Source organism: Ureibacillus sp. FSL W8-0352, from assembly GCF_038004345.1.
In the GTDB taxonomy this organism is placed as follows: Bacteria; Bacillota; Bacilli; order Bacillales_A; family Planococcaceae; genus Ureibacillus; species Ureibacillus thermosphaericus.
Map to the genome: position 1 here is coordinate 850552 of NZ_JBBOQT010000001.1, position 22984 is coordinate 873535.

Here is a 22984-nt window from a genome sequence, read left to right on the forward strand (position 1 = left end):
TTGATGAACGGAAAGGATGATGTTATGAATGCGATTGAATTTTGGGAATCCCTAATTTCGAAATCCGATAAAGAAATTCGGAAATTGGCGAAACAATATGGTGTGGATTTAACGATTGAGGAAATCCAACAGCTTCGTCCACTAGCCCAACAAGCAAACATCACCTGGCTTATTACAGGCATTCCTGAGAATGTGTTAAAACAAGCCGAGCAGATTTTAGGTTCTAAGAAGTATAAAAAATATAAAAAAATGCTTGATGATTTAAGAAATTAAATTTCCCTCAAGAAGCACTTAAAAAACGATGAGTTAGTTCAAAAAAGATACTAATGGCAATCGTGAACGAATGTAGGCTGTTTAGAAAGTTTTTCCTTCCTAGACAGCCTATTTTTTCTTAAATGTTTGTTTAGTATTGTTCAATAATCGATTCCACAACTTTGTCAATGTCTTTTATTTTGTTAGTTGTTTGATATTGCGTCATGATTGCAAATGCATACATTTTCCCACTATTAGCCTTTACATATCCTGCTAACGTATATACACCAGTAATGTGGCCAGTTTTGGCAAATACTCGATTTTTCAAATGTTCACCTAAATATCTTTCTCTTAACGATCCCCCGATTTGTCGATTCGTGTCTCCTCCCACAGGCAAACTGCTAAAAAAGATCGGGAAAAAAGGTTCTTCTTGAACTTTTACTAATAAGTTCGTTAACTCATTAGCAGTTGTACGGTTATAATGTGAAATTCCTGAACCATCTTCAAACTTCCACTGTTCCATTTTTAATCCTAAATCTTTGCCATATTGTTGAATGACCTTTAATCCATTTTCAAAATTTCCATTTCCATATACTTTTTGTCCCATTGTCTTTACTAAAATATCCGCAATGCTATTATTGCTTAATTTCAAGAATGTATGGTTGATATATTTCAGAGGGGGGGATTGTTTTCTATAAATCAACGTTGCATTTTTAGGTACAGATTTTCGAACAACAGATGTTTCATAAAATGCAATCCCTTCTTCCTCCAACGTGATTTTGAGAGCCTCGAGCGTGTTGAGCGTTGGGTCATATAATGTCACCCAATCTTTATGAGATGCCCCTAACGGAATATTTCCTGAAATTACTACCTCATTTGAATGATATTTACGAATGATTTCGATAGTATTTTTGTTATTCGAAGGAACCGTCATTGCGTAGTTCAATAAAATCATCCCACTATCATTCGGTTCCGTTTGTATGATTGGTTTATTTCCAATGGAAGTAGGGATTACATGAACAATGAGCGTTCCTGCATCGTAATCTCCATCCGGTGACATCGTTAATGCGCTTATTCTTGATGCGTAATAAAAACTTTCATCTTCTTTAGAAACGCCAGGAGAGAGTGCTTCACCATTAAAATAAAAATCATCGCCATATAAATTGCCTCTTACCGAATAAATTCCTAACAACTTTAATATATCTGCAATTTGTAAAAAATGTTTCTTTTGAAAAGTAGGATCACCTTTTCCTTTTACATAAAGATTACCTTGAAGTTCCCCGTTGTTTACTTTCCCATCAATATAAACTTCTGTTGCAAACTGATGCTGTTGTCCCAATATATGTAATGCACTAGCTGAAGTAAGCAATTTGAATGTGGACGCGGGTTTCATTCCAATATCCCCATTTTTCGTATATAATAGCTCTCCAGTTTCTAGATCGCGAATGGACACGCTGATATCCTTTGTACCTAAATGGTGTGTTATTTTTTCATGGAGTGACATCGCTTGGCTTGGATGAAGATATTGGAAAAAGAAAAACACGATAACAATACATAATACACACTGTTTTTTCATGGCAGCCACCTTGAACCATTCTTTTACATTCTATTATGCTCGTATACGCCTTCTTTTATCGTCACTTTCACTTAAAATTTCCTTCATTAAAAAAAGGGACTTATTTCAGTCCCTAGTTGCGTAATGCTTCAATCCATTCCGGTTGAAATGTACTTGTTTTAAACATTTCAATTTCTTCTTTATATGGTGGCTTTTTATTTTTTGAATCTGTACCTACCCAAGGTGTTTCAAGTATTTTTGGGATTTCTTTAAATGCTTCGTGATGTACTATGTAATTTAATACATCAAAGCCGATATGGCCAAATCCAATATTTTCGTGGCGGTCTTTTCTTGCCCCTCTCTCATTTTTGCTATCATTTATATGAACCACTTTAATGCGGTCTAGACCAATGATTTTATCGAATTGTTCTAGAACACCATCAAAATCTTCTACAATATTATAGCCTGCATCATGAGTATGGCATGTATCAAAACATACAGAGAGTCGCTCATTATTCGTAACCCCGTCGATAATCATCGCAATTTCTTCAAAGCTTTTGCCACATTCTGATCCTTTTCCAGCCATTGTTTCTAATACAATTTGAACAGGAGAATCGACTGACAACACTTCATTTAATCCTTCAATAATTTTTTTAATCCCCTTTTCTTCCCCTGCTCCTACATGGGAACCCGGATGTAAAACAATTTGTGTTGCACCGATCGCTTCTGTGCGCTCAATTTCTTTTTGCAAAAATTCCACCCCTAAAGCAAACACTTCAGGTTTTACAGTATTTGCAATGTTAATGATGTACGGTGCGTGGACAACAATATTTGAGATACCGTGTTCTTTCATATGCTTTAATCCTGCTTCAATATTTAAATCTTCAATAGCTTTTCTTCTTGTGTTTTGGGGTGCCCCCGTATAAATCATAAAGGTCGTTGATCCATATGATACAGCTTCCTCACTAGCAGCAAGTAACATCTTCTTGCCGCTCATGGATACGTGCGATCCAATTAACATTCTCTTCCCCTCATTTCTAGCGATTTCTTTTTCTTCTTTCTCTCTTCTTAATCTGTTCCATTTTCATTTTCATTGCCTTTTTATAGCCCGGCTTTACTTTTTTCGGTTTGCGCACTAATGCTTTAGCGAGTTGGTCTAACTCGTTTTCCTGTTTCACTCGTTTTTTTCGAGCGTGCCTTTCTTTTAACTCAATCCATTCGCCGTTTTTAACATCTTTCTGTTGGAATGGAATACCCATTTTTTCAATTCGGGCTAAATCATTTTCATCGTCCGGTCCATATAAGGTAATCGCTGTTCCTTGAAGTCCAGCACGCGCTGTTCTACCTACACGATGGATGAAAAATTCTAAATCCTCAGGTATTTCATAATTAATAACATGAGAAACACCCTGTATATCAATACCTCGAGCAGCTAAATCTGTCGCTACGATATATTGATACTCTAAATCTCGAATTTGCTTCATCATCTTTTTACGCTCTCTAGGCGTTAAATCACCATGTATTTGTCCTGTACGTATGCCATTTTCCGCTAAAAAGTCTGCAACTTCCTCAGCAGTTTTTCGCGTATTGCAGAAAATAACACATAAAAATGGATTAATCGCCTCACAAACTTCTAGTAGTCGAGTCGTACGAGATTTAGAGCGAATCGGTACAAGGAAAAATTCGATTCCTTCCGCCACCGGTTTTCGATCGTTCATTTGAATGTGTACTGGGGATTCCATATATTTTTTGAGGAATGGTTGCAATTTAACAGGGATTGTAGCAGAGAACACATACATTTCTAAATCTTCAGGCATTCGAGCTGCAAATCCATCTATTTCTTCAATGAATCCCATATCGAAGGCTAAATCCGCTTCATCTACTACTAAAATAGATGCTTTGTGAACTAGTAAAACATTTTCCTTTACTAAATCATGAATTCGCCCTGGTGTTCCTACAACAATTTGCGGTTGATTTTTTAATTTTTCAATTGTTCGCTGCTTGTCCGTACCCCCAATTAATAATTTTGCGGAAATTTCAGTGCCTTCTATCAATTGCTTTAGATGTTCAAAAATTTGAGTTGCTAATTCCCTTGTTGGTGAAGTAATTACTGCTTGGACTTCTGTATTCTCTACATCTATTCTTTGAACGATCGGTAATAAAAACGCATGGGTTTTGCCTGTCCCTGTATGGGCTTGTCCAATCGCACTCTTCCCTTGCAATATTAACGGAATCATCTCTTTTTGGATGGGAGTTGGTTCTTTAAAGCCGAGCTTTTGAATTGCATCCATAATAAATGGTTTGAATTGAAAATCTGTAAAGTTCGACATTTTTCGTACCTCCTAACATGAATATTATTGTACCAAATACGCTTTCTAAAGAACAATAAACAACTTTCGTTCATTATGCTTTCAACAGCGATTATTAAATAGGAACAATTAAACTTTGTGTCTAACAAATGGAAACAAATGATAATGATACATAATTTTTTTCTTTGTTGAAATATGTACCGATTGTTTAATTAAAATGGAATCACTAGCATTGCACTAATTAAATCTGATGATTCAAAATACTAAGAATGTTCATTTTTTTATTGATTTCGAAACAAAAAAATCCTTTACAATGGAAGTACAGGTGGTTCCTGTCCAAATCCAATCGTAAAGGATAAACGTTATGGACAAGAATACACTAATTTCATCATTTGGTAAATGGGTTTCACCCATAAATATTCAAAAACTTAGCGAACAAGTCAAAGAATTGAAACAGGACTATTACACAAAAAAGCTGACAACAGAAGCCTATATTAAACTTTTATTGGTAGCCCAGCTGCTCGAATTTAAGAGCTTAGAGGAAATGAGTGATGCACTTGTAGACGAAGATCTTCAAAAAGCACTCGGATTTGAATCGATAAGTGCCTCTCAGCTATCCCGAAAAAACAATCAGATCAACCCACTAATTCTTGCAAATTTGTTCTTGGATCTTGTTTGGAAAATTCAACGGTACCATTATAAAACCGGAAAGAATATGCCACTGAAAATCATTGATTCAAGTACACTCCCGTTGAATTTGACCAATTATAAATGGGCAAAATTCCGTAAAACAAAAGCTGGTGTAAAGCTACACTTACGGCTCGTTTTCATGGATAAAGACACCGTCTATCCTGAAAAAGCAGTGATTACGACAGCAAAAGAACATGACCGAAATCAACTCGAAGTCCTAGTGGATGATAAAGAAGCCATGTATGTGTTTGACCGCGGTTATGTGGACTATGAACGTTTTGATCGGATGACAGATGATGGCTATTTCTTCGTTTCAAGACTGAAGAAAAACGCAGTCATTCGTGAAGTCTATACATTTTCACTTCCTGATGATTGTCACGTTCTATCCGATAAAATGGTCTACATTGGTACCACACAAAATCGTACTGAAAATGTCTTTCGTCTACTAGAAGTTATGGACACAAAAGGGAACTTACTTCGTTTCATCACCAACCGATTTGATTTAAAACCAGAAGAGATAAGTGATATTTACCGATCTCGCTGGGCTATTGAACTCTTTTTCAAATGGCTCAAGCAACACGTAGAAATTAAGCACTTTTATGGAATGAGTGAAACAGCTATTCAAAATCAAATTTTCTTAGCCCTTATCACGTATTGCTTACATGTTCTCATTCAATTGGAGATGAAAAGTAAGAAATCTCTACTTCGAATTACTCGTTGGTTAAAGAGAGCTCTGTGGAAACCAGCTTATGTTTGGTTGCGAAAATTTGATGGGCGAGCCAGTCCATAATCTCCCTTTTGTCGTTGTCGCTCTGGTTTAACTGTATATATTTACCAAATGGGCAGTGCCACCTTTCTTTAGGTTTTGTCTTTTTGGCACAAATTCACAAAAATTAATTAACAGAAAATTCTAACTATATTTATGCAATGCTAATGAAATGGAATATTAATAAAAATAAAAAAATATCATAAAGTAATACTTTTGTTCTTGATTGTAAATAGATAGGAGGGGCACCATATGCATCATTTAAATAATGAAGTTGTTTTCATTGAAATCATGGGCGGGAAAATATTTAACGGCTCCTTAATTGATTCAAGTGATGAAATTTTCGTGATCCACGTAAATAATCAATTTGTATATTTGCCAACTGACCATATATATACTTTGGAAAGGGATATTGATAATGAAAATAATATTCAATCCCCTTCAGAAATACCGCAATTTATTACAAAAGTCAATCAAGATTTGACGTTATTCAATATTCTTTCCATGGCAAAAGGACTGCACGTAGAATTAATGGTGACAAGAAATGAAGCGCTACATGGCGTCATTACGTCTGTGATGGATGACTATTTTGTATTTCAGTCACCCATTTATAACACTATGTACATTCCAAATAAACATTTAAAATGGATAATACCTCATATTAAAAATGACCTTCCTTACGGCATCAGTGAAACCGAATTCTTATCCTTATCGAAAAATAAGCTTCCAACATTTAAAAAGCAATTTGCTGAACAAATTGCCGAATTAAAAGGTCAACTGGTTATTTTAAATTTAGGCAAAGATTTTTCTCATATTGGAAAAATCAATCATGTAGAGGGACGATTAATTGAAATGAAAGATGGAAAGTCAAATACTATATACTGCAATCTTTCACACATACAAATTGTCAATCCTGTATAAAAAGTTAAGTAAACTTTCAATTATTCGCACTCATTTCACTTAAATCTTACATAATTCTTAACATTCTATTTAAACGATAATTATTATATGATAGATTATTCATTTTTCCCTTTCGGCTTATAAAACTAGCGATAAAATGAAAAAGTGATGCCAGCATCTACTGGCAACACTTTTACTCGTTAGGAAGAATAACGTTAACAGGTTTTGGTTCTTTAATTTTTGGAAGTATTTTATCCAGTGTCACAGTACGCTTTATTTCATGAGTAGATGGATCATTTTTATCAAACTTCTCTAAAAATGATATGACTTCCTTCACAATAGGAGTTGGTGTCGAAGCACCTGCTGTAACAGCAACTTTTTCAATATCCATCAACCACTCGATTTTTAACTCTGATATATCAGCAATGCGGTAGGCTGGGGTACCTGCAATTTCTTCAGAAACTTGAGTTAAACGATTTGAGTTGTTGGAACGAGGATCTCCTACTACAATAAGTAAATCCGCTTCTCCTGCTTGATTTGCTACCGCTTCTTGTCGTACTTGAGTAGCCATGCAAATCTCTTTATGCTCTTCCACATGGGGATATTTTTCTTTAATGTAATCCATTAAATCCTTAACATCCCATTGGCTCATAGTTGTTTGATTTGTCACTAGCAATTTATCATTTTGTAAATTTAGATTGTCAATATCTAGTTTATTTTCAACTAAATGAACGTGGTTCGGTGCAACTCCAATTGCTCCTTCAGGCTCTGGGTGATTCTTTTTCCCTATATAAATAATGTCATATCCTTGCTGAGACTTTTCACGGATTAATTCATGAGTGACTGTTACGTCTGGGCATGTAGCGTCAATTGCTACAAGTCCTTTTCTTTTCGCAATTTCTCTTATTTCAGGTGATACTCCATGAGCAGTGAAAATAACAGTCCCTTTATCCACTTTTTCAATGATTTCTTTTCGATTGCTTCCGTCAAGAGTGATAATCCCCTCTTTTTCAAAAGCATCCGTTACATGTTTATTATGAACAATCATTCCTAAAATGTAGATTGGTCTTGGCAATGATTTATCTAATGAAGCATTTCTTGCAATAACCATTGCATCAACTACACCATAGCAATAGCCTCGAGGATTTATTTTAATGACTTCCATCATGACAACTCCTTTTGTTGGTACATAACTTTATTATAACGGAGCTATGGTGTTATTACAAAGTTTCTATTCAAAATGATCGAACGGCGGTTGATAGATTTTTGGAATTGACGGTCTACTAATTTCTTCTTGTCTTAGATTTCTTTCATTTCTTCTTTCTTGTCTTGAATGATTTGACGGTGATATTTGTCTTTTTCCTTCCTCATTTGATTGTTTCCCTTGAGTTTGAGTTGGAAGCCCTTGAAACCCTTTATATAATTTCCATAGTGCAGGCAAATTCCGAAGCATCGGCGCTGCTTGTTGGATATAAGGTTGGAAACTTTGTGCTGTCGCTAAAAATCGATTAGCTGTTTCTAAAATGGAGTCCAATCTCGCTGTTCCTTTTGGTGGTTGAAAACCAGGTGGCATTGGTGGCGGATATGGTCCGGGTCTAAAGCCGTATTGAGGAGGTCTTGGTGCATAAAAATTAGGTCTTCCTGGAGGCATTTGGTTTGGAAAGTGATGTGGACGCATAGAAATCTCCTTTCTGTTTATTCCAAATGACGTAAGCTTTCTAAAAGCTATCATATGCAAATGCATTTTGAAAGGTACAGCAACAGGTAGTAGGCTATGCTGAAAAGTTGGTAAAATTCATGTCTTAGAATTTGGAAATTAATTTTCAAAATTTGACTATTATATTTAGTAGTTTGACTAATAACTGTTAAGTTTTGGCTATTATCTTACTTTTCAGAGGTTATTTTTTTTAGATTGGCTATTAAAATGACAGGAATGACTATTATTTTTCATGATTGGCTATTATTGTAACGAATTTGACTATTATCTTATTTTTCAAAAGTTCTTTTTATCCATTTGGCTATTATGTTCACAAGTGTGACTATTATCCATTGGAGATTGGCAATTATTGTCACATATTTGACTATTATCGGACCTTTCGTATACGAATTTTTCTCGCCTGTTTTCTGTACTCAAATAAAAAATTGAGCGAATGAAAAACAAATTGTTTTCTCATTCGCTCACGTAACTTTTAATTTCCTATATAAAAATAAATGGTTCTGTATTTACTTCTGATTCAATAAATTCTACATCAAGCTTATTCTCTTGACACAGGCTTGTCATTTTTTCTTTAACGCCTTTTATCATCACTTTTTCAACATGATGGCCGGGGTCCACAATATTTAGTCCTATCGCTTGTGCTTCTTGAGCAACATGGAAATACATGTCTCCTGTTACAAATACATCCGCACCAGCTCTTTTTGCAATATGGATATATTTATTTCCATCTCCTCCAAGTACAGCAACTTTTGAAACTGTACTGTTTTCATTCCCTACTATACGAACCATTGGAACTTGTAGCCGCTCTTTTACATATTCAGCAAATTGTCGCAAACTCATAGGTTCCTTCAACATTCCGAAGCGTCCAATACCGTATTCATTCGTTTCTTGAGCTAGAGTATAAAGATCATATGCTGGTTCTTCATATGGATGTGCATTTAACATTGCTTTTAATATTCGGTTTTTCATTGATGTTGGAAATACTACTTCTATTTTTTCTTCATCGGTTACTTCGATCTCTCCAACATCACCGATATATGGATTAGCACCTTCTAATGGACGAAAACGCCCTTTTCCATCCGTTGAATAACTGCAAGAATCATAATTCCCTATCTTCCCGGCACCTGCTTTTGCTAGGACATATCGAAGTTCATCCGCATGCTCATCAGGCACAAACACTGCTAACTTCATTAAATGTTCTGAATACGTTTTTTCTAAAATTTCACGATTTTGTAATTGTAAAGCATCAGCCAGCAAATCGTTGACGCCGCCTTCAGCAACATCTAGATTCGTATGAGCTGCATAAACAGCAATATCATTTTTCAATAGCTTTTCATATAGTCTTCCGCTCGGTGTATCTGTTCTTAAATTCGACAATTTCCGGAAAATAGGTGGATGGTGTGCAATAATTAATTGGCACCCTTTCTCTATTGCTTCATCTGCAACTTCTTGATTGACATCAAGAGTAACAAGCACTTTCGTAACTACTTTATTTAAAGTGCCTATTGCGAGTCCAATCGGATCATTTTCCATACAAGCAAGTTTTTTCGGTGACCAGCTCTCAAAAAGTTGAATGATTTCGTTTCCATTAGCTTGTTTCATCAATGGATTACCTCCTCAACTAGTGCTATTTGATGAAGCAATTCTTGACGTTTTCCAACGATTTCAGGAGTCGGCTCCGCATATTCTAATGATTTAAGTACTTTTTTCCAATGGTTTACTTCATTCGACCATTTTTTTAGAAATACCTCTGATTTTTCTTGAATTAATATGTTCCCCATCAAAATTTCTGCTTCAGTCAATTCCATGTTCCCTCGTTCTAATACGATGATTTCATAAATTTTTTGATCTTCCTCGACTATAGCTTCTTCAATAATCTTCCACTTGTTTTCTAATGCCCATTGTCGAATGACGCGTGCATGAATATTTGGTTGTAAGATGAGGCGATTAACGTTTTCGAGTTTTTCAGGATTTTTTTCTAAAATAGAGACGATTAAGGAACCACCCATTCCTGCAATCGTGATTGTATCAACATGATCGCTGCTCTCAATTGCTTCTAATCCGTCAGCAAGTCGAACAGTAATTTGATTTTCTAACCCTTCTTCTTTTACTTTCTTTAAAGCTGACTGATAGGGTCCTTTCACTACTTCTCCTGCAACAGCTTTTTGTATGATTCCTTTATGGACTAAGTAACATGGTAGATAGGCATGATCTGAACCAATATCTGCAACAATTGCCCCTTTTGGCACAAAAGAAGCAACTTTTTCTAGTCGTTTGGAAAGATTTTGTGCATTCATGTAGTACCCGCCTTTATTGTAAAATTCTAACTCTCATTATATAAAAAAATAAACCCTTAGTCGCCTTTTGCAACTAAGGATTTATTTTTTTATTCTAATGAACTGATGTACTCAGCAATCGCGCGAGCTTCGTCACCAGTTTTAAGACCTGGAGTCATTGGAGTTCCTTCAATACCGTTTTCTAAAACGTCAACGATATGATCTGCATCAAGTCCAACTAATGAAGGTCCCGTACCACCTTTTAAGTCGCCGCCGTGGCAACCAATACAAGCTTGAACTAGTGCTTCATCTCCTCCTGCACCTTCTTCAGTTGTTCCATGTTCACCTTCAGCTAATTCAGCTTGTTTTCCAACTCCATCTAATGACATAAAGAAGATAAGTGCGATACCGAATGCCATAATGAGGATATAAGGAACGATCGGATTATTTTTCATGTCTTTACCTCCCTTGTAGAATCATCAATGCTATAAATATAGAATATAGTCAACAACAATTATTGTACTTCATATTTCTTAAAACGAAAAGACCTAAACCATAACTTTTACAAGGAATGTAACAATTTCGACATTTTTTCACAATTTAGCCAAAGAATAAATTTCCGATTGAATAATTATATATTCATCATTTTTTCTATCAATTGTCTTTATTATTTGCTTTCAACAAAAAATTATATTTAAAAAATGAAATGAAAAACTACTTTTCGATGGAATTATAGGAAAAACAATTGATATGCAATAATGATAATGAATCCTAATACACCAGAAATTGTGAAATATAATAGTTTTAATTTAATACCTGTAATCGTCCACATAAAACAATTAGCTACTAATAAAGAATAAAGTACAACATTATTATTTTCGAAATATACTAAACTAACTTTTACTGAAATTCCAAAAATTAATAGCGCCGCAGCTACTTGTAAAATGGGAGCAATCAAATCATGCTTCTTTGCAAATTTGTATGAATATACAAGAAAAAGTATTGCTATTATTCCGACTATGAAAGCAGCGATATAAAAATATGCTGTCATAAGGAAAAGGAGTATTAAGAGTGCTGCTGTTATCGCCATTATTAATAAAGAAATAGTTGTTTTTTTACGTTTTTCTTTCATTTTAATTGATTTTTTAATACTAATATGATTTTGAAGTTGAATGTCTTCACCTTCAGTATAAAGTGTCATTAAAAAGTCGCAGTAATGTTCTGGTAATAACTTATTTTGCTTCCAAAATAAGATTTCATTGATTATGATTTGTTTTTTCGGATTATCCATAAACATTCACCAAATTTGTTTATTTATGTATTATTGTATAGTATTTTCTATATTTCGACATCCGTACAAAGTATTATCAAAGAAAATTTTTTATACTTTCAATCGAGTAGGAGGGAGCGATTAACTCCCGTCCTCTCACACCACCGTACGTACGGTTCCGTATACGGCGGTTCAATTAAGATGATTGACGCAAGTCTTTATAACTTCCGTGAATAGCTGTTCTCTTTATGCCAGTGGTCACTCCACCCTCCAAGAGGTCTCCCACGGGATTCACCGCTTCCTTCCTCAAGTGAGGTACTACGTTTTCTGTGTTCATCATGACTCACTGAATGCCAAGGGCTATTCTCTCTTAATTGTTCGGTCCTTCTTAGTAGTTCTAAACCAACTAATACTATGACCTCTGCTGACTTCTGACGGTTCAGCTACTTATCACTAAGTAGGTTATGAAGCGTACTTCACATATCCGCCAGACCTCCCCGGGTAAGAATGTAATCTTTCCTTCCATCTATCTGCTTCATTTACTCTGTACCACCTTTGGCAGAAAGGACTTTGTTTTGTTTAGCAAACTCATCCAATGATACCTAGCCTTATATGAAGTTCGTGTTCCTCAGACCGGAAGTTTGCCGCTCGCTTCCTTCAGATTCCGCGTCACCACGGACACCCTTGCGTTAAGCTAACTGTTACTTCTGCCTTCACAGTTCGGGACTTACACCCTATAGATTACACCCATGCCAGGCGCACTAATAAAAAGGTACCTAAAATTAGGTACCTTTACATTCCTCAGAATGATGTTACTCAAGAAAATCTTTTAATCGCTTACTACGAGATGGATGACGTAATTTTCTTAGTGCTTTTGCCTCAATTTGGCGAATACGTTCACGAGTCACCCCGAATACTTTCCCTACTTCTTCAAGAGTGCGTGTACGACCGTCATCTAAACCGAAACGAAGACGAAGCACATTTTCTTCTCGATCTGTTAATGTATCTAAAACGTCTTCAAGCTGTTCTTTTAACAGTTCGTATGCTGCATGGTCAGCAGGAGATTGCGCTTCATGGTCTTCGATGAAATCGCCTAAATGCGAATCGTCTTCCTCACCAATTGGTGTTTCTAATGAAACCGGTTCTTGGGCAATTTTTAATATTTCACGAACTTTTTCAGGCGTTAAGTCCATTTCCTCTGCGATTTCTTCTGGCGTTGGTTCACGCCCTAAATCCTGCAATAATTGACGTTGGACGCGGACTAATTTATTAATCGTCTCCACCATGTGAACTGGTATACGAATCGTTCTTGCTTGGTCCGCAATTGCTCGCGTAATAGCTTGACGAATCCACCAAGTGGCATACGTAGAAAATTTAAATCCTTTTCGATGGTCGAATTTTTCTACTGCTTTAATTAATCCCATATTTCCTTCTTGAATTAAATCTAAGAAAAGCATTCCACGACCTACATAGCGTTTAGCAATCGAAACAACTAATCTTAAGTTTGCTTCCGCAAGTCGTTTACGAGCTTCCTCATCACCTTGCTCAATACGTTCTGCAAGTTCAATTTCTTCTTCAGCAGTTAATAAATCTACACGCCCGATTTCTTTCAAATACATTCTGACAGGGTCATTGATTTTTACACCAGGAGGAACGCTTAAATCATTCAAATCAAATTCTTCTTCACTTGCTTCCTGTTTCGCAAGTGCTTCTTCTTCAAACTCTTCTTTTCCTTCCACACGAATATCATATTGGCTTTCTAATTCTTCAGCAAAATGAAAAATTTCCTCAGGTTCCAATTCAAATGGATCTAATTTTTTTGAAATATCATCCATGGATATACCATCATTTTTTGCTTTTTGTCGAAGAAAATTTTTCGCTTCTTCCAAGTTTTTTTCCAAAATTTCTCTTGAACGTTCTGACATATTGTCTGCCATAAACCTTCCTCCTTATAACAACCAATATCACTCAAATCGCAGATAATGTTTTTTTCAGTTCAATCATTCGTTGGACGAGTTCTAAAGCTTTTTTATATTCATGCATTCTTTCAGCTTCTTGGGAATCGTGCATGAGTTTTTCTATTTCAAGCTTTATGCGATGTTTTTTTAGTTGTTTTAAACAATCTTCAATCTCAGCCTCTTTAAATTCTGGAACGCGCTCTATTAACGCAGCTTCCATAACAATTTTTCGAAGTTCTGCATCATCCAAAATTTCTAAAAACCTTTGATAATCCGCCGTGCCATGCTCTTCGTAAAAGCCGATTAACCGAACAAACACTGCCATATACTCATCATGAATAAATGGTTGCGAATCATCACTGTGTAAAATATTTTTCACTAGTTCCATATCAAACAACATATGTGAAAGGAGCAATCTTTCAGCACGTTCAGTCGCATTTAAATTTTTGGAATGAATTTGGCCACTAAATATTGTATTTTTTTGTTCAGCTCGTTTATAATTTTTAGTAAAGTCAGCATCTAATTTTCTGAATTGTGCATAAATAGCTTCTTCCGATATTTTTGTTTCTTTCGATAGTTCTTTAATATAAAGTTCTCGTTCGATAGGCGATGATTTACCAACAAGATGCTCAAGCACTTCTTGAATATATTGCAAAATATCATTTTCAAATTGAAAATTTTTATTGCGCCGTGCATACATCATCATAAAAGCCATGTATGCATGTGGTTTTTCAATCATCTGTGCAAAGGACTCTGAACCATACTTCCGAATGTATTCGTCAGGATCTAATTGATCGGGTAGTACGACAACTTCAACATCCATTTGTTCGTTGTAAATCATTTCTGCGGCTCGTTTCGCTGCTTCCCAACCTGCATAATCACCGTCATAACAAACCACTACGTTTCGAACTAAGCGTTTTAGCCTTGTGATATGCTCTTTTGTTAAGGAAGTGCCCATCGTTGCCACAGCGTTGTCTATACCTGCTTTTTGCGCAGCAAGCACATCCATAAATCCTTCCATTAATATAACTTGACGTTTTTTACGAATTGAAGCTCTAGCCTTGTCCAAATTAAAAAGAACTTCACTTTTTCGAAAAATCGGGGATTCTGGACTATTTAAATATTTCGCTTCTGATTCATTTGCCTCAAGAATTCGACCAGAAAAACCAATCACCTTTCCAAATTCGTTGCGAATTGGAAACATGATACGTCCTCGAAAGCGATCAAAGTAAGTATGGTCATTTTCCTTTTGGATAATGAGTCCACATTCAACCATTTCATCTAACGAAAAACCTTTTCGCTCTAGTAATACAGTCACTGAATCCCATACTGGCAATGAGTATCCTATACCATTGGATTCGATATCTTCCCTTGTAAATCCTCTTTTTAATAAATAATTTAATGCTTTTTCGCCTTCTTCTGTGTTCATCAATAAATGATGATAAAATTCAGCAACAAATTGATGGGCATTCATCATATTTTCTTCTTTTGGTGAATATCGGCGAAAATTTTTGTCCATACTTTGATTTTGGATATCAATATGTATGCCGATGCGCTCCCCTAATTTAGAAACCGCTTCAGGAAAGGATACATTTTCGATATCCATGACAAAGGTTATAACATTGCCCCCTGCACCACAACCAAAGCAATGGAATATTTGTTTGTCTTCAGAAACAGAAAAAGAAGGTGTATTTTCACCGTGGAAAGGACATAATCCAAACCAATTTCGCCCTCTTTTTGTTAACTGAATATATTCGCTGATCACATCAACGATATCCGATTCTGTTCGGATTTTTTCAATTAATTCTTCAGGAATTTTGCCTATCATTCCATCACCAACTTTGTTGCTAAATAACACAATTCGATAAAAATTTAAAAATTCCTTTAAATGCGACAAAAAACTTCATTTTTTATAATATTTATTTATTATAAATATTTTTACCACAATTTTATTATTATAAAACATTCTTTATGATTTTTCTATACTTTTTTATAAAAAAATGAAAAAACCTCCTCGATAATCTGGAGGTGTAAATAATTACTTATTTTTTAAACGCTCTAGTCGCTCAATGATGTCATTCGCTGTTTCTTCAACAGCTTTATTTGTAACATCGATGACTTGACAACCTAATTTTTCTATCACTTTATAAAAATGTGCAATTTCCCGTTCAATGCGATCTCTTTTTGCATAAATCGCATCATCACTTAGACCCAATGCAATTAACCTTTGTTTACGGATGACGTTTAGTTTTTCAGGAGAAATCACTAAACCAAAACATTTTCTTGGATCTACTTGAAATAATTCTTCAGGCGGTTCGACTTCTGGAACGATTGGAACATTGGCTACCTTATATCTTTTATGGGCCAAATATTGTGATAGTGGAGTTTTTGAAGTTCTTGATACGCCAATTAACACCACATCACTCAATAATATTCCTCTCGGATCTCGTCCATCATCATATTTTACGGCAAACTCGATCGCTTCTACTTTTTGAAAATAGTCATCGTCTAACTTATGAACTATTCCAGGTTCTTCTAACGGAGATTCTTCAAGTCTATGACTAAATAAATGAATAATAGGACCTAATAAATCAATGCAATCAATGTTATTTTGTTGACATAAATTATACATTAACTGACGTTTTTGTTTTTCTACTAATGTATACACTATAATTGCACCTTGCATCGCCGCAATTTCTACAATGTTTTTTATATGGTTATCATTTGAGATATGTGGGAATCTTCGGATAATGATGCCATCAAAATTTGGTCTAAATTGTGTAGCAGCTGCTTTAACCACTTGCTCTCCAGTTTCTCCAACAGAATCAGATACGACAAAGATTTTTAAGTTTTTCAAATTAGCACCTCTTACAAATCATTCGTCTCAGCTAATGAAATAAAAGCTTTTGTAATATTGGTTTTGGTTATACGACCCACAATTTCTAACCCATCTTCTTTCTCTTCTACAACTGGCAATGAGTCAACTTGTCGCTCGATCAATTTTTTAGCAGCATGAATGAGTGAATCATTCTTATGACAATACACAATATTCGGCATTCTCGTCATAATAATATGAACGGGAATCTTAGTTATAGCTTGAGTTCCAATACTTGTGCGAAGTAAATCTTTTCTTGAAAGCACACCTTGCAAACGGGATCGATCATCTACCACAAACAAGGTTCCAACATCTTCCAAGAACATTTGACAAATAGCATCATAAGCTGTCATATTCTCAGATACAACAACTGGCATAGATTGGAAATCTTTAACTTTTAAATTCATCATTGACTCTGTTACAGAAGCCATCGTTTTTTTGCCAGAATAAAAATACCCGACTCTAGGTCTGGCATCTAGAAACCCTGCCATTGTTAAAATTGCTAAATCTGGTCGAAGGGTTGCTCGAGTCAAGTTTAATTGTTCAGCAATTTTCTCCCCTGTTATTGGACCCTTCTCTTTAACAATTTGCAGAATTTTATCTTGACGTTGATTGAGTTCTATTGGACTCACCGCCTCAATTAGTGTTATACTTTTCTTAAATATTATATACTATTTTCTTTATAATTGCTAAGAAAAGTCCTACATGATAAAATAATGTCACAACTAATTAAAAAATTACTATATTCAAATATTTTGGGCAATGACAGGACTATAAGTATCTTTTCAACAAACAGCGAGTAGGGATGGTGAAAGCCTACACGAAAAGAGAAACGGCATCCTCGAGCCATGATGAAAAAAAGAGGATTGCAATTCTATGAATGAAATGCAATCAATCGGGGTGGAACCGCGGGTGTAATTATGTATTCCAGCACTCGTCCCCGGGCTTATGCCCGGAGACGAGTGCTTTTCTATTATTATTATGAAAAATAAAAATAAATAGGAGGAACAAAAATGGCTGTTCAATCAATGGAAACTATTGTGAATTTATCAAAACAACGTGGATTTGTATTTCCAGGTTCTGAAATATATGGGGGACTTGCTAATACATGGGATTATGGTCCTCTTGGTGTGGAACTGAAAAATAATATTAAAAAAGCATGGTGGCAAAAATTTGTTCAAGAGTCTCCTTACAACGTTGGACTTGATGCAGCAATTTTAATGAATCCACGCACTTGGGAAGCATCAGGACATGTTGGAAACTTCAATGACCCAATGATTGATTGTAAACAATGTAAAGCAAGACATCGAGCTGATAAGTTAATTGAAGAAGCAGCTCTACAAAAAGGAGATGAAATTATCGTTGACGGCTTATCATTTGAAAAAATGGCAGAAATCATGAAGCAATATGATGTTTCCTGCCCTGATTGTGGTGCACAAGATTTCACTGAAATTCGCCAATTTAACTTAATGTTTAAAACATTCCAAGGTGTTACAGAAAGTTCTTCTAACGAAATTTATTTAAGACCAGAAACGGCTCAAGGTATTTTTGTTAACTTCAAAAACGTTCAACGTTCTATGCGCAAAAAACTTCCATTTGGTATTGCACAAATTGGCAAATCTTTCCGAAACGAAATTACGCCTGGTAACTTTACATTCCGTACGCGTGAATTCGAACAAATGGAGTTGGAGTTCTTCTGTAAACCTGGTGAAGATTTAGAATGGCAAAATTACTGGAAAGAATTTTGTAAAAACTGGTTGTTAAGTTTGGGCATGAGCGAAGAAAACATTCGCCTTCGTGATCATTCCGAAGAAGAATTATCCCACTATTCGAAAGCAACAACAGATATCGAATATAAATTCCCATTCGGTTGGGGAGAACTTTGGGGTATTGCAGACCGCACAGATTATGACTTGAAGCAACATATGCAATATTCTAATGAAGATTTCACTTACATTGACCCAGTCACAAATGAGCGTTACGTTCCTTACTGCATCGAACCATCTGTCGGAGCAGACCGTGTAACATTGGCATTCCTATGTGATGCATATGACGAAGAACAACTAGAAGATGGAGACAAACGCACAGTGCTTAGATTCCATCCGGTTATCGCTCCATTTAAAGCGGCAGTTCTTCCACTATCGAAAAAACTGTCAGAGGAAGCAACTGAAGTTTGGAACGAATTGCGCAAATATTTCCCAGTAGATTATGATGAATCTCAATCCATCGGTAAACGTTATCGCCGCCAAGACGAAATTGGAACACCATTCTGCATTACTTATGATTTCGATTCAAAAGAAGACGGTCAAGTGACTGTGCGTCATCGAGATTCAATGGAGCAAGTGCGCATGCCAATTGCGGATGTAAAAGCTTATATTGAAAAGCACTTACAATTCTAATATTGCTTACATGATGAAAGCTGTACATGATTGTACAGCTTTTTTTCTTTTGTCTAATGATATGTTGTTCATTATTTTAAAATCGAAATTATCTGAATTAAATATACATATTCTTTCCCCCTCTAGTATAATTGAGTTAAGGGATTTTGGATTAGGGGGGAGCTATATGCTGTTTAGTTCATTTACAAGTTTTAAGAAACAACAAGAACTTCAAGTTAGCGACGTTTTCAGCCAATTAAAGAATATTGTGACAGCGATATTAAAGCGAGAAGTACCTTCCAATAGTTCCAACAGTCAATTAATATTCAATACAAATTTGAAAATTCAACAATATTTTCATGCGGCACAATATCACCGAAAACAGATCGATCTTACTACATCGCTTGGTGTGTTTCATAAAGAAGCTTACGAAAGTACAATAAAAAAATATAATCAACTTAAACTTTTGATGGATAGTTTTATTATTCTAAATATTGAAGAAGAACGAGAGAAAATCAAACATCGAATGAGACTTGTCGATGACAAAATTGAAAAGCTGTATTTGGAATTGAAAAATGTTAAACACATCCTAATTCCTGAGCTAGAGGAAAAATTTTGGCAAGCTTTTAAAGAAGATTTAATGCCTATTTTAGCTGAATTAAGATAATGATAGAAATATTAATACAATATATATTTCAATCGAGTAGGAGGGAGTGATTAGCTCCCGTCCTCTCACACCACCGTACGTACGGTTCCGTATACGGCGGTTCAATTAAGATAATTGACGCAAGTTTTCATAACTTCCGTGAATAGCTTGTCTTCTTATGCCAGTGGTCACTCCACCCTCCAAGAGGTCTCCCACGCGTATTGTCAAAACTTTATATAGAAATAGGTTATAGAATCCTATATTAGAGGGCTTTATAAGCAAAAAACTTGCCACCCCCTTAAAATTAGGGTATTTATGAGGTAACCACACACTCAAAAATCCCTAATAAAGGAAGTGACAAGTTGTTACCTCAATTATTAACCTATTTGCTTGAATATATCAAGTACCAAGATCAAATGATTCGAACATTACTTACCCTTCTGATTGGAAAAAACATGTTTGATAAGCCAACTGAAAAGCCTGTCAATAAGCCTTATCAAAAACTCCAGGTGGATGAGCTGCCAATCATTGAAACTCTACAAAAGCTCGATTATCAAATTCTTCTCAAAGAATATTTGGAGAAGAACGGGAAACCTCTCAAACCTGTTCAGAGGCGTTCCAATTCAAAAGGTAAAGTACCTTCATCCATGAAATGTCCAAGGTGTGGTGCTCCGTCAGATTATCTTTATGCCAATAACGGAGGTAAAGGACAGTATCAATGCAAGGTGTGTGCGTGTCTGTTTAATAAAAAGAATCAATATGCCAAGGAGGCTATACTAAAATGTCCACACTGTTCGAAAACACTCGAGAAGATCAAGGAAAGAAAAGATTTTCTCGTATTTAAGTGCAAAAACAATGACTGTCCGTATTACAAAAAGAAACTGCAAGGAATGTCTAAAAAAGAGAAAAAGCAGTTCGAAAAGGATTCTCCGTCTTTTAAAGTTCGATACATATTCCGTCAGTTTCAAATTGATTATCAGCCGTTAGCCAAACATTCACCTAAGAAGCCAAAAGTGGATTTGTCCAGGCTTCATGTGTCACCGCACACATTGGGGCTCATTTTAACCTACCATGTAAACTATGGCTTATCGGCTCGGAAAACAGCTGCACTGATGAAGGATGTTCATGGCGTACCCATCTCTCACCAGAGTATATTGAATTACGAAAACAGCGTAGCACTTCTTCTCAAACCTTATGTGGATCATTATCCTTACGAGCTTTCTGATCAATTCTGCGGAGACGAAACATACATTAAGGTGAATGGTCGTTGGCATTATCTTTTTTTCTTTTTTGATGCGGTAAAGAAAATTATTCTGTCCTACCCTGTTTCTCCAAATCGTGATACGGTATCAGCCATTCGTGCGATTGATGAGGCCTTATGGAAGATGAAAGAGATCCCGGAAGACCTCACCTTTGTCGTAGATGGCAATCCGATTTACCTTTTAGCACAACACTTTTTTGCCCAGCACGGTATTACGTTTGATGTGAAGCAGGTCATTGGACTAACCAACGAAGACCAGGTTTCAACGGAATACAGACCGCTAAAACAAATTATTGAAAGACTGAATCGAACATTTAAGGGCAATTACAGATCGACACACGGATTTGGATCCGATCACGGATCCGTTTCTTATGTGACTTTGTTTGTGGCTTATTTTAATTTCTTGCGGCCACATTCAGCCCTGGAAGGCAAAGTGCCTGTAGTTATTCCAGAGCTAAAAGGACTGCCGAATATGCCTGCACGTTGGACAAAACTGATTGGTTTAGCTCAACAATGGCTAGTAGAGCAAACTGCCTAACTTTTTGTTTAGCAGAGCCCTTACCAGCATCGGCGAAGCGAACTCTTGACAAACCGAACCAGTCAATGGTTTAAAATGGGAATTGGCAAGGGCTTCTTTGGTGTGCCTTCTTTTTGTTCCCTTCGCCCTTGTTGGTTCGAAATCAAACCATTGACGTGTTTGTCAAGAGCGATTGCGGCGGCATTTCCTCTAGTTTCGCTAGATCACATCCCTCCAAAACTAAGTTTTCATAGATTTTTTGACACTACCCTCTCACGGGATTCACCGCTTCCTTCCTCAAGTGAGGTACTACGTTTTCTGTGTTCATCATGACTCACTGAATGCCAAGGGCTATTCTCTCTTAATTGTTCGGTCCTTCTTAGTAGTTCTAAACCAACTAATACTATGACCTCTGCTGACTTCTGACGGTTCAGCTACTTATCACTAAGTAGGTTATGAAGCGAACTTCACCTATCCGCCAGACCTCCCCGGGTAAGTACATGCACTTTCACACCATCTATCCGCCTCATTTACTCGATATGACCTTCGACAGAAAGAGCTTTGTTTTGTTACGCAAACTCACTCAATCATACCTAGCCTTATATGAGGTTCGTGTTCCTCGGACCGGTGTTTTGCCTCCAGCTTCCTTCAGATTCCGCGTCACCACGGACACCCTTGCTCTTGGCTAACCTCTACTTCTGTCTTCGGGGTTCGGGACTTACACCCTATAGTTCATGTACATGCCGGGCGCACATAAAAACAGGCGCCTAAAGTTTGTCGCCTGTTTTGTCTTTATTGTCTTTTTGTAACGAGTACAAAGCTTCTGATTTTTCAAGCTGTTCAATAAATGAACGAGACTTTAAACGCATACCTGTTTGTTCTTCATAAATCGTCGTTACAATTTTCTTGATAAAGTGTTTCGTTTCACGCTTTAACTCCAACTTTCCAATTTTCTCAATTGGAATAGTAGAAAACACGCGAATTAATTTTAATTGTGTTGGACTTAGCCGAATAATATAGGGGTCAACATGAAAACAACGGTGGCAAAGAAATCCTCCTTGTGAAAAGGAAAAGGCAAATTCCCCTTCTACAGCACCACAGGATGCACATTGATGCAAAATAGGCCTTACCCCTGCATAAGGAAGAAACTTCCAATCAACGAACAATGCGATTGCTTCTGGATCATGCTCATCTTCAATCGCATATAAAGCTTGTTTCAACACTTCGTAAGGAAATGGTTGCGGATTCCCCTCTTCTATTAATCGATCTACCATTTCCACAATGTAACTAGCATAAGCTGCTCGTAATATATCGGTTTGAATATGTCGCATCGAATTGATAAGCTCACCTTGCTGTAACGTGCCTATACCCGAAGATCGTTGTACAATGAAAATACCATGCATAAAAGTTTGAGATATTGACGCTAACCTGCTCCGCGGTTTCTTAGCACCTCTAGCCATCACTGCAACTTTTCCAGCTTCTTTTGTCAACAGTGTAACAATTTTATTTGATTCCCCATAATCTCTTGTTTTTAAAACAATGCCCTCTAATTTACTTAGCATCTGTTGCACATCCCTTTTCACTGAGGCATTCTAGAATTTTATTTAATAATGA

General features: G+C 36.1%; 22 protein-coding genes. 6 read left to right on the forward strand and 16 right to left on the reverse strand.

Annotated elements, in window-relative coordinates:
* Positions 1 to 273 (forward strand): hypothetical protein, encoded by a 273-nt coding sequence (locus NST98_RS04305; RefSeq protein WP_172597868.1) that lies wholly within the window; start codon positions 1 to 3, stop codon positions 271 to 273.
* Between the two features lie 130 nt (positions 274 to 403).
* On the opposite strand, the gene dacB is transcribed toward NST98_RS04305, so the two are convergent.
* The 3 genes from dacB to NST98_RS04320 form a co-directional block, all read right to left on the reverse strand.
* Positions 404 to 1828: a D-alanyl-D-alanine carboxypeptidase/D-alanyl-D-alanine endopeptidase gene (gene dacB, locus NST98_RS04310; RefSeq protein WP_340714526.1), complete on the reverse strand. Its 1425-nt coding sequence runs from the start codon at positions 1826 to 1828 to the stop codon at positions 404 to 406.
* Between the two features lie 112 nt (positions 1829 to 1940).
* Positions 1941 to 2828: a deoxyribonuclease IV gene (locus tag NST98_RS04315; RefSeq protein ID WP_340714527.1), complete on the reverse strand. Its 888-nt coding sequence runs from the start codon at positions 2826 to 2828 to the stop codon at positions 1941 to 1943.
* Positions 2829 to 2844: 16 nt separating this feature from the next.
* Complete coding sequence (locus tag NST98_RS04320; protein WP_016839002.1) at positions 2845 to 4137, reverse strand: DEAD/DEAH box helicase; 1293 nt, start codon at positions 4135 to 4137, stop codon at positions 2845 to 2847.
* A gap of 343 nt (positions 4138 to 4480) precedes the next feature.
* On the opposite strand from NST98_RS04320, the gene NST98_RS04325 reads away from it, so the two are divergent.
* The gene (locus NST98_RS04325) at positions 4481 to 5596 is read left to right on the forward strand and encodes an IS4 family transposase (RefSeq protein ID WP_096549683.1); all 1116 of its coding nucleotides are present in this window, start codon (positions 4481 to 4483) and stop codon (positions 5594 to 5596) included.
* 228 nt (positions 5597 to 5824) lie between these two features.
* Positions 5825 to 6493: a DUF2642 domain-containing protein gene (locus tag NST98_RS04330; protein ID WP_340714528.1), complete on the forward strand. Its 669-nt coding sequence runs from the start codon at positions 5825 to 5827 to the stop codon at positions 6491 to 6493.
* Positions 6494 to 6665: 172 nt separating this feature from the next.
* Here NST98_RS04330 and NST98_RS04335 read toward each other — a convergent pair whose 3' ends face one another.
* From NST98_RS04335 to NST98_RS04385, 11 genes are all read right to left on the reverse strand, one after another.
* A complete protein-coding gene (locus NST98_RS04335; RefSeq protein ID WP_016839004.1) occupies positions 6666 to 7637 on the reverse strand; it encodes a 4-hydroxy-3-methylbut-2-enyl diphosphate reductase in 972 nt (323 codons plus the stop codon).
* 66 nt (positions 7638 to 7703) lie between these two features.
* Complete coding sequence (vrrA, locus tag NST98_RS04340; protein WP_016839005.1) at positions 7704 to 8150, reverse strand: VrrA/YqfQ family protein; 447 nt, start codon at positions 8148 to 8150, stop codon at positions 7704 to 7706.
* Between the two features lie 519 nt (positions 8151 to 8669).
* The gene (locus tag NST98_RS04345; RefSeq protein ID WP_340715668.1) at positions 8670 to 9791 is read right to left on the reverse strand and encodes a Nif3-like dinuclear metal center hexameric protein; all 1122 of its coding nucleotides are present in this window, start codon (positions 9789 to 9791) and stop codon (positions 8670 to 8672) included.
* Positions 9791 to 10486 (reverse strand): tRNA (adenine(22)-N(1))-methyltransferase, encoded by a 696-nt coding sequence (locus NST98_RS04350; protein WP_340714529.1) that lies wholly within the window; start codon positions 10484 to 10486, stop codon positions 9791 to 9793. The genes NST98_RS04345 and NST98_RS04350 overlap by 1 nt, the downstream gene beginning before the upstream one ends.
* Before the next feature lie 89 nt (positions 10487 to 10575).
* Positions 10576 to 10920 carry a c-type cytochrome gene (locus tag NST98_RS04355; protein WP_340714530.1) on the reverse strand — a complete coding sequence of 115 codons (345 nt, stop codon included), beginning with the start codon at positions 10918 to 10920 and terminating at the stop codon, positions 10576 to 10578.
* 275 nt (positions 10921 to 11195) lie between these two features.
* On the reverse strand, positions 11196 to 11756 hold the full coding sequence (locus NST98_RS04360; RefSeq protein WP_168412321.1) for a hypothetical protein: 561 nt from the start codon (positions 11754 to 11756) through the stop codon (positions 11196 to 11198).
* A 175-nt stretch (positions 11757 to 11931) separates the two neighbouring features.
* The gene (locus NST98_RS04365; RefSeq protein WP_172597779.1) at positions 11932 to 12075 is read right to left on the reverse strand and encodes a hypothetical protein; all 144 of its coding nucleotides are present in this window, start codon (positions 12073 to 12075) and stop codon (positions 11932 to 11934) included.
* A gap of 472 nt (positions 12076 to 12547) precedes the next feature.
* A complete protein-coding gene (gene rpoD, locus NST98_RS04370) occupies positions 12548 to 13672 on the reverse strand; it encodes an RNA polymerase sigma factor RpoD (RefSeq protein ID WP_016838553.1) in 1125 nt (374 codons plus the stop codon).
* A gap of 31 nt (positions 13673 to 13703) precedes the next feature.
* Positions 13704 to 15521: a DNA primase gene (dnaG, locus tag NST98_RS04375; RefSeq protein WP_340715669.1), complete on the reverse strand. Its 1818-nt coding sequence runs from the start codon at positions 15519 to 15521 to the stop codon at positions 13704 to 13706.
* A gap of 210 nt (positions 15522 to 15731) precedes the next feature.
* Positions 15732 to 16550 carry a pyruvate, water dikinase regulatory protein gene (locus tag NST98_RS04380; protein WP_340714531.1) on the reverse strand — a complete coding sequence of 273 codons (819 nt, stop codon included), beginning with the start codon at positions 16548 to 16550 and terminating at the stop codon, positions 15732 to 15734.
* An 11-nt stretch (positions 16551 to 16561) separates the two neighbouring features.
* Complete coding sequence (locus NST98_RS04385) at positions 16562 to 17200, reverse strand: helix-turn-helix transcriptional regulator (RefSeq protein ID WP_016838556.1); 639 nt, start codon at positions 17198 to 17200, stop codon at positions 16562 to 16564.
* Positions 17201 to 17581: 381 nt separating this feature from the next.
* On the opposite strand from NST98_RS04385, the gene NST98_RS04390 reads away from it, so the two are divergent.
* Both NST98_RS04390 and NST98_RS04395 read left to right on the forward strand, forming a co-directional pair.
* A complete protein-coding gene (locus tag NST98_RS04390; protein ID WP_016838557.1) occupies positions 17582 to 18967 on the forward strand; it encodes a glycine--tRNA ligase in 1386 nt (461 codons plus the stop codon).
* A gap of 166 nt (positions 18968 to 19133) precedes the next feature.
* Positions 19134 to 19613 (forward strand): hypothetical protein, encoded by a 480-nt coding sequence (locus tag NST98_RS04395; protein ID WP_340714532.1) that lies wholly within the window; start codon positions 19134 to 19136, stop codon positions 19611 to 19613.
* 105 nt (positions 19614 to 19718) lie between these two features.
* Here NST98_RS04395 and NST98_RS04400 read toward each other — a convergent pair whose 3' ends face one another.
* Positions 19719 to 19874, reverse strand: a complete 156-nt coding sequence (locus NST98_RS04400) for a hypothetical protein (protein ID WP_340714533.1) — start codon at positions 19872 to 19874, stop codon at positions 19719 to 19721.
* 80 nt (positions 19875 to 19954) lie between these two features.
* Between NST98_RS04400 and NST98_RS04405 the strand changes: the two genes are divergently transcribed.
* Complete coding sequence (locus NST98_RS04405; protein WP_340714312.1) at positions 19955 to 21391, forward strand: DDE-type integrase/transposase/recombinase; 1437 nt, start codon at positions 19955 to 19957, stop codon at positions 21389 to 21391.
* A 746-nt stretch (positions 21392 to 22137) separates the two neighbouring features.
* On the opposite strand, the gene recO is transcribed toward NST98_RS04405, so the two are convergent.
* Entirely contained in the window at positions 22138 to 22932 is a 795-nt protein-coding gene (recO, locus tag NST98_RS04410; protein WP_340714534.1) for a DNA repair protein RecO, read from the reverse strand.
* Positions 22933 to 22984: the final 52 nt, after the last annotated feature.

Coding starts and splice junctions, on each gene's coding strand:
- NST98_RS04350 (WP_340714529.1), bottom strand. CDS start 10,486: ATGAATGCACAAAATCTTTCCAAACGACTAGAAAAAGTTGCTTCTTTT.
- NST98_RS04355 (WP_340714530.1), bottom strand. CDS start 10,920: ATGAAAAATAATCCGATCGTTCCTTATATCCTCATTATGGCATTCGGT.
- NST98_RS04325 (WP_096549683.1), top strand. CDS start 4,481: ATGGACAAGAATACACTAATTTCATCATTTGGTAAATGGGTTTCACCC.
- dnaG (WP_340715669.1), bottom strand. CDS start 15,521: ATGATAGGCAAAATTCCTGAAGAATTAATTGAAAAAATCCGAACAGAA.
- NST98_RS04330 (WP_340714528.1), top strand. CDS start 5,825: ATGCATCATTTAAATAATGAAGTTGTTTTCATTGAAATCATGGGCGGG.
- NST98_RS04335 (WP_016839004.1), bottom strand. CDS start 7,637: ATGGAAGTCATTAAAATAAATCCTCGAGGCTATTGCTATGGTGTAGTT.
- NST98_RS04365 (WP_172597779.1), bottom strand. CDS start 12,075: ATGATGAACACAGAAAACGTAGTACCTCACTTGAGGAAGGAAGCGGTG.
- NST98_RS04395 (WP_340714532.1), top strand. CDS start 19,134: ATGCTGTTTAGTTCATTTACAAGTTTTAAGAAACAACAAGAACTTCAA.
- NST98_RS04320 (WP_016839002.1), bottom strand. CDS start 4,137: ATGTCGAACTTTACAGATTTTCAATTCAAACCATTTATTATGGATGCA.
- recO (WP_340714534.1), bottom strand. CDS start 22,932: ATGCTAAGTAAATTAGAGGGCATTGTTTTAAAAACAAGAGATTATGGG.
- NST98_RS04345 (WP_340715668.1), bottom strand. CDS start 9,791: ATGAAACAAGCTAATGGAAACGAAATCATTCAACTTTTTGAGAGCTGG.
- vrrA (WP_016839005.1), bottom strand. CDS start 8,150: ATGCGTCCACATCACTTTCCAAACCAAATGCCTCCAGGAAGACCTAAT.
- NST98_RS04390 (WP_016838557.1), top strand. CDS start 17,582: ATGGCTGTTCAATCAATGGAAACTATTGTGAATTTATCAAAACAACGT.
- rpoD (WP_016838553.1), bottom strand. CDS start 13,672: ATGGCAGACAATATGTCAGAACGTTCAAGAGAAATTTTGGAAAAAAAC.
- dacB (WP_340714526.1), bottom strand. CDS start 1,828: ATGAAAAAACAGTGTGTATTATGTATTGTTATCGTGTTTTTCTTTTTC.
- NST98_RS04360 (WP_168412321.1), bottom strand. CDS start 11,756: ATGGATAATCCGAAAAAACAAATCATAATCAATGAAATCTTATTTTGG.
- NST98_RS04315 (WP_340714527.1), bottom strand. CDS start 2,828: ATGTTAATTGGATCGCACGTATCCATGAGCGGCAAGAAGATGTTACTT.